General features: G+C 70.1%; 14 protein-coding genes. 12 read left to right on the top strand and 2 right to left on the bottom strand.

The window, feature by feature from the left end; all coding sequences use genetic code 11:
* Positions 1–4: 4 nt before the first annotated feature.
* Genes purB through A5694_RS20070 form a run of 3 tightly spaced genes read left to right on the top strand, consistent with a single transcriptional unit; the run spans position 5 to position 3,723 of the window.
* Positions 5–1,423, top strand: a complete 1,419-nt coding sequence (gene purB / locus A5694_RS20080) for an adenylosuccinate lyase (protein ID WP_064924066.1) — start codon at positions 5–7, stop codon at positions 1,421–1,423.
* A 6-nt stretch (positions 1,424–1,429) separates the two neighbouring features.
* Positions 1,430–2,653: a cytochrome P450 gene (locus A5694_RS20075; RefSeq protein ID WP_064924065.1), complete on the top strand. Its 1,224-nt coding sequence runs from the start codon at positions 1,430–1,432 to the stop codon at positions 2,651–2,653.
* Complete coding sequence (locus A5694_RS20070) at positions 2,650–3,723, top strand: tellurite resistance/C4-dicarboxylate transporter family protein (RefSeq protein WP_267887759.1); 1,074 nt, start codon at positions 2,650–2,652, stop codon at positions 3,721–3,723. The genes A5694_RS20075 and A5694_RS20070 overlap by 4 nt, the downstream gene beginning before the upstream one ends.
* Here the strand turns inward: A5694_RS20070 and A5694_RS20065 are convergent.
* Positions 3,611–4,237 (bottom strand): hypothetical protein, encoded by a 627-nt coding sequence (locus A5694_RS20065; protein WP_064924064.1) that lies wholly within the window; start codon positions 4,235–4,237, stop codon positions 3,611–3,613. The genes A5694_RS20070 and A5694_RS20065 overlap by 113 nt on opposite strands.
* 41 nt (positions 4,238–4,278) lie before the next feature.
* Here A5694_RS20065 and A5694_RS20060 point away from each other — a divergent pair, with 41 nt between their 5' ends.
* The 6 genes from A5694_RS20060 (at position 4,279) to A5694_RS20035 (ending at position 11,572) form a co-directional block, all read left to right on the top strand.
* On the top strand, positions 4,279–5,175 hold the full coding sequence (locus A5694_RS20060) for a phosphoribosylaminoimidazolesuccinocarboxamide synthase (protein WP_064924063.1): 897 nt from the start codon (positions 4,279–4,281) through the stop codon (positions 5,173–5,175).
* Positions 5,172–7,286 (top strand): S9 family peptidase, encoded by a 2,115-nt coding sequence (locus tag A5694_RS20055; RefSeq protein WP_064924062.1) that lies wholly within the window; start codon positions 5,172–5,174, stop codon positions 7,284–7,286. Before A5694_RS20060 ends, A5694_RS20055 begins: the two co-directional genes overlap by 4 nt.
* 10 nt (positions 7,287–7,296) lie before the next feature.
* The gene (locus A5694_RS20050) at positions 7,297–7,785 is read left to right on the top strand and encodes a glutathione peroxidase (RefSeq protein WP_064924061.1); all 489 of its coding nucleotides are present in this window, start codon (positions 7,297–7,299) and stop codon (positions 7,783–7,785) included.
* Entirely contained in the window at positions 7,785–9,125 is a 1,341-nt protein-coding gene (locus tag A5694_RS20045; protein ID WP_064924060.1) for a DUF2254 domain-containing protein, read from the top strand. Before A5694_RS20050 ends, A5694_RS20045 begins: the two co-directional genes overlap by 1 nt.
* Before the next feature lie 61 nt (positions 9,126–9,186).
* A complete protein-coding gene (locus A5694_RS20040) occupies positions 9,187–9,897 on the top strand; it encodes a DUF2334 domain-containing protein (protein WP_064924059.1) in 711 nt (236 codons plus the stop codon).
* A gap of 19 nt (positions 9,898–9,916) precedes the next feature.
* Positions 9,917–11,572, top strand: a complete 1,656-nt coding sequence (locus tag A5694_RS20035; protein ID WP_064924058.1) for an FAD-binding dehydrogenase — start codon at positions 9,917–9,919, stop codon at positions 11,570–11,572.
* A 100-nt stretch (positions 11,573–11,672) separates the two neighbouring features.
* On the opposite strand, the gene A5694_RS20030 is transcribed toward A5694_RS20035, so the two are convergent.
* The gene (locus tag A5694_RS20030; RefSeq protein WP_064924057.1) at positions 11,673–12,311 is read right to left on the bottom strand and encodes an MBL fold metallo-hydrolase; all 639 of its coding nucleotides are present in this window, start codon (positions 12,309–12,311) and stop codon (positions 11,673–11,675) included.
* An 83-nt stretch (positions 12,312–12,394) separates the two neighbouring features.
* Between A5694_RS20030 and purS the strand changes: the two genes are divergently transcribed.
* The 3 genes from purS to A5694_RS25005 form a co-directional block, all read left to right on the top strand.
* Positions 12,395–12,634, top strand: a complete 240-nt coding sequence (gene purS, locus A5694_RS20025; protein WP_019737534.1) for a phosphoribosylformylglycinamidine synthase subunit PurS — start codon at positions 12,395–12,397, stop codon at positions 12,632–12,634.
* Positions 12,631–13,305 (top strand): phosphoribosylformylglycinamidine synthase subunit PurQ, encoded by a 675-nt coding sequence (purQ, locus tag A5694_RS20020; protein ID WP_064924056.1) that lies wholly within the window; start codon positions 12,631–12,633, stop codon positions 13,303–13,305. The genes purS and purQ overlap by 4 nt, the downstream gene beginning before the upstream one ends.
* Before the next feature lie 163 nt (positions 13,306–13,468).
* A partial coding sequence (locus A5694_RS25005; RefSeq protein ID WP_342710578.1) for a PGRS repeat-containing protein occupies positions 13,469–15,040 on the top strand: 1,572 nt, incomplete at its 3' end.

Genomic DNA, 15,040 nt, shown 5'->3' with positions numbered 1-15,040 from the left:
GCCCGTGAGCATCCCCAACGTCCTGGCGACTCGCTACGCCAGCACCGCGATGACCGACATCTGGTCGCCCGAAGCCAAGATCGTCGCCGAACGCCGGCTGTGGCTGGCGGTGCTGCGCGCCCAGGCCGAACTGGGTGTGCCCGTGCCCGCACAGGCGATCGCCGACTACGAAGCCGTCCTCGAAGACGTCGACCTGGCGTCGATCGCCGCGCGTGAGCGGGTCACCCGCCACGACGTGAAGGCCCGCATCGAGGAGTTCAATGCGCTGGCCGGCCACGAGCACGTGCACAAGGGGATGACCAGCCGCGACCTGACCGAGAACGTCGAACAGCTGCAGATCCGCCAGTCGCTGCAGCTGGTGCACGACCACGGGGTGGCGGTGGCGGCCCGCCTGGCCCGGCACGCGGTGGCCTACCGCGAGCTGGTGATGGCCGGACGCAGCCACAACGTCGCCGCGCAGGCCACCACGCTGGGCAAGCGGTTCGCCTCGGCCGCCGAGGAAACGCTGCTGGCGCTGAGCAGGGTGCGCGAACTGATCGACCGCTACCCGCTGCGCGGCATCAAGGGGCCGATGGGCACCGCTCAGGACATGCTGGACCTGTTCGACGGCGACACCGCCAAACTGGCCGAGCTGGAACGGCGGGTCGCCGAATTTCTGGGCTTCTCAAATGTTTTCACCAGCGTCGGTCAGGTCTACCCCCGCTCGCTGGACCACGACGTCGTCTCCGCCCTGGTGCAACTCGGCGCCGGCCCGTCCTCGCTGGCCCACACCATCCGCTTGATGGCCGGACACGAACTGGTCACCGAAGGCTTCGCACCCGGCCAGGTGGGCTCCTCGGCGATGCCGCACAAGATGAACACCCGCAGCTGCGAACGGGTCAACGGCCTGCAGGTGGTGCTGCGCGGCTACGCGTCGATGGCCGCCGAGCTGGCCGGTGCCCAGTGGAACGAGGGCGACGTGTTCTGCTCGGTGGTGCGCCGCGTCGCGCTGCCGGATGCGTTCTTCGCCCTCGACGGACAGACCGAGACGTTTCTGACCGTGCTCGACGAGTTCGGCGCCTACCCGGCGGTGATCACCCGCGAACTGGACCGCTACCTGCCGTTTTTGGCCACCACCAAGGTGCTGATCGCCGCGGTGCGTGCCGGCATGGGCCGCGAAGCCGCCCACGAGGTGATCAAGGAACATGCGGTCGCCGTCGCCCTGGCGATGCGCGAACGCGGCGCCGAACCCGACCTGCTGGACCGGCTGGCCGCCGACGAGCGGCTGCCGCTGGACCGGGCCGCGCTGGAGGCCGCCATCGCCGACCGGCAGGCGTTCACCGGCGCGGCCGCCGACCAGGTCGACCAGGTCGCGGCCGCGGTGAGCGAACTGGCCGAGCGGTATCCCGAGGCGGCCGCCTACACCCCGGGCGCGATTCTCTAACCGGCGATGAGCGTCCAGCAGCTCGCGACGATCGACTTCACCGATCTGGACAACTTCGCGAGCGGCTTCCCGCACGAGCTGTTCGCGCTGCACCGCCAATTCGCGCCGGTGTACTGGCACGAGCCCACCGCGCACACCCCAGACGCCCAGGGCTTCTGGTCGGTGGCCAGCCACGCCCAAACCCTCGAAGTCCTGCGCGATAACCAGACCTACTCCTCGGTGACCGGCGGTTCCAGACCATTCGGCGGCACGGTGCTGCAAGACCTGCCGATCGCCGGCCGGCTGCTCAACATGATGGACGACCCCGGGCACGCCGAGGTCCGCCGGCTGGTCAGCTCGGGTCTGACGCCGCGGATGATCCGCCGCGTGGAAGAGGATCTGCGGTGTCGTGCGCGGCTGCTGCTGGACGCGGTTGAGCCGGGCGTGCCGTTCGACTTCCTGGTCGAGGTCGCCGCCGAGCTGCCGATGCAGATGATCTGCATCCTGCTCGGTGTGCCCGAAGCCGACCGGCACTGGTTGTTCGAGGCGATCGAGCCCAGCTTCGACTTCCGCGGTTCGCGCGCGGCCGTGGTTCCCCGACTGTCGAGCTCGGACGCCGACAACCCGGTCTACACCTACGGCCGAGAACTCATCGCGGCCAAACGGGCCGCGCCGAGCGAGGACATGCTGTCGGTGGTGGCCAACTCTGCTGACCCGCAGCTCACCGACCTGGAGGTGTATCTGTTCTTCCAGCTGCTGTTCAGCGCCGGCGCGGAGACCACCCGCAACGCCCTCGCCGGCGGCCTGCTGGCGCTGGCTCAGCACCCCGACCAATGGCATGCGCTGCGTGGCGATTTCGGTCTGCTGCCCACCGCCATCGAGGAGATCATCCGCTGGACCTCACCGTCCCCGTCGAAGCGGCGCACGGCCACCCGGCGGGCGGTGCTGGGCGGCAAGATCATCCAAGCCGGCCAGAAGGTACTGGTGTGGGAGGGCTCGGCGAATCGCGATCCGGCCGTCTTCGACCGGGCCGATGAGTTCGATGTGACCCGAAAACCCAATCCCCACATCGGGTTCGGTCATGGATCGCATTTCTGCCTGGGGGCGCATCTGGCCCGCCTGGAGATGCGGGTGCTCTACGAGGAGCTGCTGAGCCGGTTCGGCGAGGTGGCGGTGGTGGCACCGGTGGAATGGACCCGGAGCAACCGGCACACCGGCATGCGCCACATGATGGTGGAACTGCGGCCGTGACCAGGTTGCCGGCACCGGACGCGTTCGCGGTCGTGATGGCCACCGGCATACTCTCGATCGCCGCGCGTGACCACCACTATCGTTGGCTCTCGGACACTTTGGGGGTGCTGGCCACCGTCGTGCTGGTGGTCCTCACGCCGGCCGCCGTGCGCGCCGCCCCGCGCTGGGATCTTCGCGACCCCGACGTGACGCTGCGGCTGTTCACCTTCGTGGCCGCGTGCGCCGTCCTGGATTCCCGGCTGGTCGCCCACCCGGTGGTGGCGCGCGGGCTGGGCGTAGTGGCGCTGACGGCATGGCTGGCGCTGGCCATCCTGACCGGCCGCAACATGGTTGCACGCGGGCTGGTCCCGTTGCGCGGCCATGCCCACGGGGCCTGGGAGTTGGCCAGCGTCGGGACGTCGGGGCTGGCTATCGTCGCCGCGCAGGTCGCCCGGCACACCGGTGATCGCGGGTGGGCGCCTGCGGCGGTGGCGGCGTGGTTGCTGGCGATCGCGATCTACGCCGTGATGGCCTGGCTGATCTTGTGGCGCACCGCCGTCGAACGCCAGGACCGCGAGGGGTTCGCGCCCGACGACTGGATCCTGATGGGGGCGTTGGCGATCGCCACCCTGGCCGGCGACACCATCCACGCGGTGACAGCGGATTGGCTGGGCGGGCCGGTGCGTGCGGTCACGATCGTGACGTGGGTGGCAGCCAGCGGATGGATTCCGCCGCTGATCTACTTCGTGCTGCACCGGGTCAACCGGCGTCCGGCGGTGCTGCAACTCACCGGCGCGTGGTGGGCTCTGGTCTTCCCGTTGGGGATGTACTCGGTGGCCACCGGCGCGATGTCCGCCGAACTCCGGATGCCTGCGCTGAACACGGTGGCGCTGGTGTTCTTCTGGAATGCGTTGACGGCCTGGGTGATCGTGGTGGTCGCCGGGCTGCTGCGGTTCCGGCGCGAACTCTCCCGCGCGGCTATCGCGCAGGGGCGCGCCGGGCCAGGCCCGCCGAGCGCAACTCGAGGGCGGCCAGACCGCCGATCACGGCCGGGTCGGCGTGCCGCCACGCCCCGACCGGATCGGGACTGACCGCGGTGAGGTTACCCAGCGGCCGGTTGGTCAGCGCCCGCAACGCCAACAGCTGTTCACCGGCCGGGGTCGCGGCCAGTGTCAGCACCGCCCGCTTGCGCAGAAAGAACCGCAGCCGCAAGGTCAGCCAGGGCATCGCCACCGCCAGGATCGGCGGTGCGGCGACCGCGATCGCCAGTAGGTAGGCCAGCCAGCCGGCGGTGGTGTCCAGGCTGTGGCCGGCACCGGCGATGTCGACCGCCGCTTCCCCGGCAGCCGTGAGTGGCTTGCTCACCGCATCGCCCACCAGCGGTATGCGATCGGCGCTGTGCCCGGCCGAGGCCAGGCTCTCGGCCACCCCGTTGGCGCCCCGCTCGAACTGCCGCCCGACTCCGGCGATGGCGGCCACCGCCCCGTGCACCGCGAGGGCCACCAGCACCCACAGGAAGGTCCATGCCGCGACGACGGCGTCGCTGAACAGTTGGGCCAACAGGCGGCCGGGGGTAGTGGCGTAGGGCAGCAACCGGGAAGTCATGTCGTTGATCCCAGCACACGACCAGCGGTTAGGCTGGCCAGATGTCGCGTCCCGCGCTCTCCGATTACCAGCACCTGGCCAGCGGCAAAGTCCGCGAACTGTATCGGATCGACGACAAGCACCTGTTGTTCGTCGCCACCGACCGGATCTCGGCGTTCGACTACATCCTGGACAGCCAGATCCCGGACAAGGGCCGCATCCTGACCGCGATGAGCGTCTTCTTCTTCGACCTGGTCGATGCGCCCAACCACCTGGCCGGCCCCCCCGATGACCCGCGTATCCCCGAGGAGGTGCTGGGCCGGGCGCTGGTGGTGCGCCAGCTGCAGATGATGCCGATCGAGTGCGTGGCGCGCGGCTACCTGACCGGCTCGGGCCTGCTGGACTACCAGCGCAGCGGCTCGGTATGCGGCATCCCGCTGCCGCCGGGCCTGGTGGAGGCCAGCAAGTTCGCCAACCCGCTGTTCACCCCGGCCACCAAGGCCGAGATCGGCGAACACGACGAGAACATCTCGTTCGCGCAGGTGATCGAGCTGGTCGGACCGGTACGGGCCGGCCAGCTGCGCGACCGCACCATGCAGACCTATGTGCAGGCGGCCGACCACGCCCTGAGGAAGGGAATCATCATCGCCGACACCAAGTTCGAGTTCGGCCTCGACGAACACGACAATCTGGTGCTGGCCGATGAGGTGTTCACCCCCGACTCGTCGCGGTACTGGCCGGCCGACCACTATCAGGCCGGGGTCGTGCAGGAGAGCTTCGACAAGCAGTTCGTGCGCAACTGGCTTACCGGCCCGGAATCCGGCTGGGATCGGGCCGGTAGCCAACCGCCCCCGCCGCTGCCGGACGACGTCATCGATGCCACCCGTGCCCGTTATGTCGAGGCCTATGAACGAATCTCCGGTCTGTCCTTCGATGACTGGGTCGGCCCCGGGGCATGACCGACGTCACGCAGACGCTGCCGGATCCCCCTTCGGCCAAGCGGGTGGAAACCACCCGTGCCCACCATGGGGATGTCTTCGTCGACCCCTATGAATGGCTGCGTGACAAGTCCGACCCGGCGGTGCTCGCTCACCTAGAAGCCGAGAACGCTTACACCGACGCGGCGACAGCGCACCTGGAACCGTTGCGGCAGAGCATCTTCGGCGAGATCAAGGCCCGCACCAAGGAGACCGACCTGTCGGTGCCCGCCCGCCGTGGCGACTGGTGGTACTACGGGCGCACCTTCGAGGGAAAGCAGTACGGCGTCCAATGCCGCTGTCCCGTCCGGTCTCCCGACGACTGGGACCCGCCCCTGCTCGATGAGGCCACCGAGATCCCCGGCGAGCAAGTGCTGCTGGATCAGAACGCCGAGGCGCAGGGCCATGACTTCTTCGCGCTCGGCGCCGCCAGCGTCAGCCCGGACGGCAACATCTTGGCCTACTCCGTCGACGTCGTCGGTGACGAGCGGTACACGCTGCGGTTCTCCGACCTGCGCACCGGTGAGCTGTTGCCCGACGAGATCACCGGAATCGGCGCCGGAGTCACCTGGGCGACCGATAACCGCACGGTCTACTACGTCACCGTCGACGCGGCCTGGCGCCCGGACACCGTGTGGCGCTACCGGATCGGCGCCGGCCAACCCGCCGAGCAGGTCTACCACGAGACCGACGAACGGTTCTGGCTGTCGGTGGGGCGTACCCGCAGCGACGCCTATGTGCTGATCGCGGCGGGATCGTCGATCACCTCCGAGGTCCGCTACGCCGACGCGGCCGACCCGCAGGCGCCGTTCACCGTGGTGCTGCCCCGCCGCGAAGGCGTTGAGTACTCGGTGGAGCACGCCATCCTCGACGGCCGGGACCGGTTTCTCATCCTGCACAACGATGGTGCGATCAACTTCACCCTGGCGCAGGCCCCGGTGGACGACCCGTCTGCGCAGCAGATTCTGATCGCCGGACGTGATGATGTGCGGCTCGATTCGGTGGACGCCTTCGCGCACCACCTCGTCGTCGGCTACCGAGCCGAGGGGCTGCCGCGCCTTCAGCTGTGGCCGATCGGCAGCGACGGCGAGTACCTGCCGCCGCAGGAGATCACCTTCGATACCGAACTGGCTTCGTCGGGCCTGGGGGCCAACCCGAACTGGGATGGCCCGAAACTCCGGGTCGGCACCACCTCGTTCATCACCCCGGTGCGGATCTATGACATCGACTTCGCGACCGGCGAACGCACCTTGCTGCGGGAGCAGCCGGTGCTCGGCGAATACCGCCGAGAAGACTACGTCGAGTACCGGGACTGGGCCTATGCCGAGGATGGCACCCGAGTCCCGGTGTCGGTCGTGCACCGGGCCGGTATTGAATTGCCTGCTCCCGCACTGCTTTACGGCTACGGTGCCTATGAGATGTGCGAGGACCCGCAGTTCTCGATCGCCCGACTGTCCCTGCTGGACCGGGGCATGGTGTTCGCCGTCGCGCATGTCCGCGGCGGCGGCGAGCTGGGCCGGCCGTGGTACGAGCACGGCAAGCTGCTGGAGAAGAAGAACAGCTTCACCGACTTCGTGGCGGCGGGCCGGCATCTGATCGGGGCTGGCGTCTGCAAGCCGGCGCATCTGGTGGCGATGGGCGGCAGCGCCGGGGGGCTGTTAGTCGGCGCGGCTACCAACGTGGCACCGGAACTGTTCGCCGGCGTGGTGGCCCAAGTTCCGTTCGTCGATCCGCTGACCACCATCCTGGACCCGTCGCTGCCGTTGACCGTCACCGAGTGGGACGAGTGGGGAAACCCGTTGGACGACAAAGACGTCTACTTCTACATGAAGTCCTACTCGCCCTATGAGAACATCACCGCCCGGGACTACCCGCCGATCCTGGCGATGACGTCGCTGCACGACACTCGGGTGTATTACGTCGAGCCGGCGAAGTGGGTTGCGGCGCTGCGGCAAACCAAGACCGACGCCAATCCGGTGCTGCTCAAGACGCAGATGAACGCCGGCCACGGCGGCATCTCCGGGCGCTACGAACGCTGGAAGGAGATCGCGTTCCAATACGCCTGGCTGCTGGCGACGGCCGGCTGCGGGTAACCTCGCGGCCATGAGCCTCGCTGATATCCCCCTGACCACCCTCGACGGGCGCCCCACCTCGCTGGCGGATTACGCCGGCCGCGCGGTGCTGGTCGTCAACGTCGCCTCCAAATGCGGGCTCACCCCGCAGTACAGCGCCCTGGAGAAGCTGGCCCGCGACTACGCCGACCGCGGGCTGACGGTGCTCGGCGTGCCCTGCAACCAGTTCATGGGCCAAGAGCCCGGCACGCCCGAGGAGATCCAGACCTTCTGCTCCACCACCTACGGGGTGACCTTTCCGCTGCTGGCCAAGACCGACGTCAACGGCGATGACCGCCACCCGCTGTACGCGGAGCTGACCAAGACCGCTGACGCCGACGGTTCCGCCGGTGACGTGCAATGGAACTTCGAGAAGTTTCTGCTCGCCCCCTCCGGCGTGGTGGTCAACCGGTTCCGGCCCACCACGGTGCCGGACGCGCCCGAGGTGATCGCCGCCATCGAGGCCGTACTGCCGAACTGATGCGCACCCGCTCGGAGCGCTTCCCGAGTGTTAGGGCGTTGGCGCTGGCCTATAGGTTCCGCGAGAGCCTGTTCCTCCTGCCGCTGCTGATCGTGTTCGGCGGCATGCTGCTGGCCATTCTCTGCCGTGCGGCCGACCATCGTATCGGCCCGTCGCCCCGCTTTCTGCTGAAGATGGACAGCGGAGTGGCCACCACGTTGCTGTCCACGATCGCCGGCGCAACGATCACCACCGCCGGGGTCATCTTCTCGCTGACCATCGTGAGCCTGCAGCTGGCGAGTTCGCAGCTCTCGCCGCGGGTGATGCGCTGGTTCATCCGCGACCGGCTCAGTCAAGTGGTGATCGGCCTGCTGGTCGCGACATTCGTCTACTGCGTGCTGAGCCTGCCGGATCTGGACGGTTCTTCGCCGCTGCCCGCTCCGCCGGTGACGGTGACCATCGCCGTCGTGCTGACGATCGTCACCGTGATCACCATCATCGCCCACGTCGACCACCTGGCCCATCGGCTCGAGGTCGGTCAGGTGGTGCGCGAGATCGCCGCGGAGGGCTCGATGGTGATCGACACCGTGGTGGCCGCCGCGGCCGACGAGCAGCCGGCCCCCGACACCGACATGGAGGCTCCGCCGGAGGCGCTGCGGCTGACCTCGCCCGGCAACGGCTGGATCAGCCGGGTCGACACCCAGCGGCTGTTGGCCGCCATTCCACCGAACACCACGATCCGGTTGGACACCCGCGTCGGCGCCTACATCCACCTCGGCCAGCCGCTGGTCACGATCTGGCCGCCGCCGGCTCACCCGGACCGGGTGCGCCAGAAGCTGACCCGCGCGATCGCCGTCAGCGACAGCCGCACCATGCAGGAGGACATCGACTTCGCGTTCCGGCAGCTCGTCGACATCGGCCTGCGCGCGCTGAGCTCGGCGATCAACGACCCGACCACCGCGGTGGAGGCCACCCTGCGCGTCGGCAGCCTGCTGCGCCGACTGCTGGTCGTGCCGTTGCCGTTGGTGGCGGTGGCCGGTTCGGAGGGGCGGGTACTGCTGCGGCCGTGGGGTCTTAACGCCAAGGAGTACATCGCCCACGGCTTCGATCAGCTCCGTCAGGTCGCACCGTCTCAGCCCCTGGTCGCGGCGACAATCCTGCGGGTGCTGCGGATGCTGGTCGTCCACGTCGAAGAACAGGGCCGCACCGAACACATTCCGGCACTGCGGGAGCAGGCCGACCTGCTGCTGGAATCCCTTGCCAAGGCGCCGGACCTGCATGCCCGCGACCTGGCGCGACTGCAGGCGATCGCCAACAGCACCGACCCGGCCAACCACAGCCGTCGCCGGATGACCCCGTAGGGCTAGCTGACGTCTTCCTCTATGTCACCGCCCGGACACCTGCACCGGCCACACTGGTGAGGTGACCGGAGAGCTGATCGTCTCCGTCTCGGGGATCGGCGAACGCACCCGCGCCGACACCGAGGCGTTCTGCGCGCAGCTGGACGCCCGCGGGGTACCGGTATCGCTGCTGGTGGCGCCGCGGTTGGGGGCCGACTATCGGCTGGACCGCGACCCGCGTACCGTCGACTGGCTGGTGCGCCGGCGGGTCGAGGGGGCCGCCATCGTCCTGCACGGGTTTGACGAGGCCGCCACCAAAAAGCGCCGCGGCGAGTTCGCCACCTTGGGCGCCCACGAGGCCAACCTGCGGCTGCTCGGCGCGGACCGCGTGCTCGAGCACCTGGGGTTGCGCACCCGGCTGTTCGCCGCGCCCGGCTGGACCGTGTCAGCAGGAACAGTGCAGGCGTTGCCGCGCAACGGGTTCCGCCTGCTCGCCGGGCTGCATACGGTGACGGATCTGGTGTTGGACCGCACCGTGCGGGCCCGGGTCATCGGCGTGGGGGCCGGGTTTTTGACCACGCCCTGGTGGTGCCGGATGGTGGTGGCGACCAGTGAACGCATCGCACGCCGCGGCGGCGTGGTGCGGCTGTCGGTGGGCGCTCGTCAGCTGAGCGAACCGGCCGTCGTGGCGGCCATGCTGGATGCGGTCGATGCGGCGCTGGGACACGGCTGCCGGCCGGAGCGCTACCGGTGGCCGGTCGCGGTCGATGTGGCCTCCGGGCTGAGTGCCTGAGTCGTTACCCTGGAACGCCATGAGCGGTAAGGCGGACGCCGACGCGATCATCGTCGGGGCGGGTCTGGCCGGCCTGGTGGCGGCCTGCGAACTGGTGGAACGCGGCCAGCGGGTGCTGATACTCGACCAGGAGAACAGCGCGAACCTGGGCGGTCAGGCGTTCTGGTCCTTCGGGGGCCTGTTCTTCGTCGACAGCCCCGAACAGCGGCGGCTCGGCGTCCGCGACAGCCATGAACTGGCACTGCAGGATTGGTTGGGTACCGCGGGCTTCGACCGTGCGTGCGACCACTGGCCGCGCCAATGGGCGCACGCCTACGTCGACTTCGCCGCCGGTGAGAAGCGCAGCTGGCTGACCGCGCGCGGGCTGAAGGTCTTCCCGTTGGTCGGTTGGGCCGAGCGCGGCGGATACGGGGCGATCGGGCACGGCAATTCGGTGCCTAGGTTCCACATCACCTGGGGGACCGGGCCCGCCCTGGTCGAGATCTTCGCGGGCCGGCTGCGGGGCCGGTCGCGAGTCCGCTTCGCCCACCGGCACCGGGTCGACGAACTGATCGTCGAAGAGGGCCGGGTGACCGGCGTGCGGGGCAGCGTCCTGGAACCGTCGTCCGCGCCACGCGGTGTGGCGTCGTCGCGAACCATCGTGGGGGAGTTCGAGTTCCGTGCTTCCGCCGTGCTGGTGACCAGTGGCGGCATTGGCGGCAACCTCGACCTGGTGCGCCAGAACTGGCCGGAGCGGATGGGCCGCGTCCCCGCCCAGCTTCTGGCCGGCGTGCCCGCCCACGTCGACGGCCGGATGATCGGCATAACCGAGGCGGCCGGCGGGCGGGTGATCAACCGGGACCGGATGTGGCACTACACCGAGGGCATCACCAACTACGACCCGATCTGGCCGGGCCACGGTATCCGGATCATTCCCGGCCCGTCGCCGCTGTGGCTGGACGCGACCGGCGCCCGGCTGCCCGGGCCGCTGTATCCCGGCTTCGACACCCTGGGCACCTTGGAGCACATCGCCCGCTCCGGGCAGGACTACACCTGGTTCGTGTTGAACCGCAGGATCATCGAGAAGGAATTCGCGCTGTCGGGTCAGGAGCAGAACCCGGACCTGACCGGACGTAGCCTGCGTCAGCTGGTCGCGTCCCGGGTACGGTCGGGGCCGCCGCCACCGGTGCAGGCGTTCGTCGACCGCGGGGTGGACTTCGTCCATGCCGATTCGCTGCGCGATCTGGTCTTGCGCATGAACGATCTGCCCGACGTGGTTCCGTTGGACTACGCGACGGTGGCCGCCCAGGTCACCGCCCGCGACCGCGAGGTGGCCAATCGGTTCAGCAAGGACGGTCAGGTCACCGCGATCCGTGGTGCGCGTGCCTACTTGGGTGACCGGCTGGGCCGGGTGGTGGCCCCACACCGGTTGACCGATCCGGCCGCCGGGCCGCTGATCGCGGTCAAGCTGCACATCCTGACCCGGAAAACGTTGGGCGGCTTGGAGACCGATTTGGACTCGCGGGTGCTGGGCGGCGACGGCAAGCCGATCGACGGGCTGTATGCGGCCGGCGAGGTGGCCGGCTTCGGCGGTGGCGGGGTGCACGGCTACCGGGCGCTGGAGGGCACCTTCCTGGGTGGGTGCATCTTCTCCGGGCGGGCCGCCGGCCGGGGCGCCGCCGCCGATATCGCTTAGCGTGGGCCCGCGCCAGCCGCACCCCCGCCGAGCGTGAAGGTAACTTCACGCTCGACGCCTCAGCGTGAAGCTAACTTCACGTTCGGCGGTAGGAAGGCACCTAGAAGGCGACGGCGCTCTCGGCGGGCAGTACCTGAAAGTCGGTGCGCCCCATCTCGGCCAGCCGGCCGTGGTAGATACCGCGGGCGTCGGCGGCGATGATGCCCTGGTGGATCGGCACCGCGGCGCGCGGCGCCACGGCGCGCAGGTAGTCCACCGCCTCGGAGATCTTCATCCAGGGCGCCGCGGCCGGGGCGGCCAGGACATCCACCGGCTCGTCCGGCACGAACAGCGCATCGCCGGGGTGCATCAACCGGGCCGGGTGCCCGGCGTCGCCGACGAGATAGGAGATGTTGTCGATCATCGGGATCTCCGGATGGATCACCGCGTGCTGGCCGCCGACCCCGCGCACCCGCAGTGAGCCGAGGTCGAAGGAGTCCCCGGCGTGCACAGCTCGCCACGGCGGTCCCAGCTGGGCGGCGGTCTGCGGGTCGGCGTAGAGCGCCGCGTCCGGATTGGCGTCGAGCAGGGCCGGCAGCCGCTCCACATCGACGTGGTCGGGGTGCTGATGGGTGATCAGGATGGCCGACAACCCGGTGATGCCCTCGAAGCCGTGCGAGAAGTTGCCGGGGTCGAACAGCACCGTGGTGTCGACGAAATCGGCGAGCAGGCAGGAGTGGCCGAAGTGGGTCAGTCGCATGCCTTCGATTGTGCGCTCCGGCGCCGCGGACGGGCATCGGTATTGTTGACGCGACCGATTCCCCGTCGACAGTAGGAGCGCGCGTGGCCCGGGTGGTTGTGCACGTGATGCCCAAAGCCGAGATTCTCGACCCGCAGGGGCAGGCGATTGTCGGGGCGCTTTCCCGGCTCGGGCACACCGGCGTGTCGGACGTGCGGCAGGGCAAGCGCTTCGAACTCGAGGTCGACGATTCGGTCGACGACGCCGCGCTGGCCGAGATCGCCGAGACACTGCTGGCCAACACGGTGATCGAGGATTGGACCGTCAGCCGGGAGACGCCGTGAGCGCCCGGGTCGGTGTGATCACCTTCCCCGGCACCCTCGACGACGTCGACGCGGTGCGCGCCGTCCGGTTCGTCGGTGCCGAACCGGTCAACCTGTGGCACGCCGACGCCGACCTGAAGGGGGTCGACGCGGTCGTCGTCCCCGGCGGTTTCTCCTACGGCGACTACCTGCGCGCCGGCGCGATCGCCCGATTCGCCCCGGTGATGGGGGAGGTCATCGCGGCGGCCGGCCGCGGTCTGCCGGTGCTGGGCATCTGCAATGGTTTCCAGGTGTTGTGCGAGGCCGGACTGTTGCCCGGCGCGCTGACCCGCAACGCCGGTCTGCACTTCGTCTGCCGCGACGTCTGGCTGCGGGTGGCTTCCAACACCACGGCCTGGACGTCCCGGTTCGAGGCCGACGCCGACCTGCTGGTGCCGCTGAAGTCCGGCGAGGGTCGCTATGTGGCCTCCCGGCAGGTGCTCGACGAGCTGGAGGGCGAGGGCCGGGTGGTGTTCCGCTACCTGGACAACGTCAACGGCTCGCTGCGTGACATCGCCGGGGTGAGCTCGCCCAACGGCCGGGTCGTGGGCCTGATGCCGCACCCCGAACACGCCATCGAAGCCCTGACGGGTCCCAGCGACGACGGGCTGGGGCTGTTCTACTCCGCGCTGGACGCGGTGCTGGCGGCGTAGCCGCAGCGTCAATCAGGCATTTTCTGGGCTTTTGCTGTGGCGGCAGTCGGCCTGACCGCGCACAACCTGATCGAGTCTGCCACATTGCCAAGAATTCGCTCAGTCATCTCAGGCTTTGATAATGTCCCACGTCGCGGAGATTCGGCGACGGGCGGGAGGGCACATGGCCGGCGGGAAACACAGCGCGAAGCGGCGCCGCTCGGTCGGTGGCGCGGCCGTGGCGGCGTTGCTGGCCGTGACGAGCACGCCCACCGCCCGCGCGGACGCGTTCGACCTCGACTGGTTCGCAGAACTGTTCAGCCCGGCGCCCGCGCCGACCGCCGGCGCCGAGCCGGACTGGGCTGAGCTCGGTATCGCGGCGGCGTCCTACCCGCCGGACCTCGCGGGGTTCTATGCCCAGTGGGTCTACACGCCACTGCACGAGGCCGTCGAGTCGTGGATCAACAGCCCCTTCGGTCTCGTCGCTGCCGGCTTCATCAACACCATGGCCGGCCAATTTCTGATCGGCGACGGTGCCGACGGCAACGCCCTGCACCCGGACGGCTTCAACGGCGGGCTGTGGCTCGGTGACGGCGGCGACGGCTACGACAGCCTGCTGCCGGGGGTGGCCGGCGGCAACGGCGGCAACGCCGGCCTCTTCGGTGACGGCGGGGCGGGCGGTCACGGCTACGACAGCCTGCTGACCGGCGTCAACGGCACCGCCGGGGGCAACGGCGGCGCCGGCGGATCGGTCATGGGCAACGGCGGTGACGGCGGCGCCGGCGGCAACGGCTACGACAACATCGTGCTCGGCCGGCCGGCAACCGACGGCGGCAACGGTGGTGCCGGGGGCGCGGGTGCGGGCTGGCTGTTCGGCAACGGCGGCGCAGGCGGCGCCGGGGGCCGCGGCGGCCATGGCTTCAACGGCTTGGCCGCGCTCGGTGAGCACGGCACGGCGGGCGGTCACGGTGGAAACGGCGGGGCCGGCGGGGCCACCACGTCGTGGTTCAGCGACGGCGGCGCCGGTGGTGCCGGCGGGGCGGGCGGTGCCGGCGGCCACGGCGGCTCCGGGGTGCTCGGTGGCGGCGCGATCGGTGCCGGCGGTAACGGCGGCGAAGGCGGCAACGGAGGTGCCGGCGGCAAGGGCGGCGCGGCGGTGCTCGGTGTGGTCGGCGCCGGCGGGTTCGGCGGCGCGGCCGGCGACGGCGGCAACGGCGGTGACGGCTCTTCCGGCATCTCATCGGTGCAAGCCGATGGAGGTCGCGGCGGTTCCGGCGGTAACGCGGGGTCGGCCGGGGCCGGCGGCCTGGACGGCAACGGCGCTCACCAGGCCGGGTCCGGCGGTGCCACCGCCTCCGGCGGCAACGGCGGCAAGGGTGGAGACGGGTTCGACACGCTGACCGCTGTGGGCCATGCCGGAAATGGGGGGCGCGGCGGCGACGGCGGCACCGGCGGCACCGATGGCAACGGCGGCGCCGGAGGCGCGGGCGGCGCCGGCGGAGACGGCTCCAACGGTCTGACTGTCGGCGTCGGCGGGGCTGACGGCGGTAACGGCGGTGCCGGGGGTGCGGGCGGCGCCGGCGGTAGCCATTCCGGCAACGGCGGCGTGGGCGGCGCCGGCGGAAACGGCGGTCGTGGCGGTGCCGGGCATGAGGGCGCCGGGGGCATCCCCAACGCCGGAGTGGGTGGGGACGGCGGCGGTGGTGGCCATGGCGGCACCGGCGGTGCCGGAGGTGCGGGCGGCGCCGCCCACTGC

The sequence above is a fragment of the Mycolicibacter sinensis genome, assembly GCF_001667945.1.
In the GTDB taxonomy this organism is placed as follows: Bacteria; Actinomycetota; Actinomycetes; order Mycobacteriales; family Mycobacteriaceae; genus Mycobacterium; species Mycobacterium sinense_B.
The sequence above is the reverse complement of the archived record's forward strand: the minus strand, read 5'-3'. Positions and strand labels throughout refer to the sequence as shown.

What these genes read in the sequence shown, in the direction of transcription:
- A5694_RS20050 (WP_064924061.1), top strand. Translation starts at nt 7,297, where the DNA reads ATGAGCCTCGCTGATATCCCCCTGACCACCCTCGACGGGCGCCCCACC.
- A5694_RS20035 (WP_064924058.1), top strand. Translation starts at nt 9,917, where the DNA reads ATGAGCGGTAAGGCGGACGCCGACGCGATCATCGTCGGGGCGGGTCTG.
- A5694_RS20045 (WP_064924060.1), top strand. Translation starts at nt 7,785, where the DNA reads ATGCGCACCCGCTCGGAGCGCTTCCCGAGTGTTAGGGCGTTGGCGCTG.
- A5694_RS20030 (WP_064924057.1), bottom strand. Translation starts at nt 12,311, where the DNA reads ATGCGACTGACCCACTTCGGCCACTCCTGCCTGCTCGCCGATTTCGTC.
- A5694_RS20075 (WP_064924065.1), top strand. Translation starts at nt 1,430, where the DNA reads ATGAGCGTCCAGCAGCTCGCGACGATCGACTTCACCGATCTGGACAAC.
- A5694_RS20055 (WP_064924062.1), top strand. Translation starts at nt 5,172, where the DNA reads ATGACCGACGTCACGCAGACGCTGCCGGATCCCCCTTCGGCCAAGCGG.
- A5694_RS20065 (WP_064924064.1), bottom strand. Translation starts at nt 4,237, where the DNA reads ATGACTTCCCGGTTGCTGCCCTACGCCACTACCCCCGGCCGCCTGTTG.
- A5694_RS20060 (WP_064924063.1), top strand. Translation starts at nt 4,279, where the DNA reads ATGTCGCGTCCCGCGCTCTCCGATTACCAGCACCTGGCCAGCGGCAAA.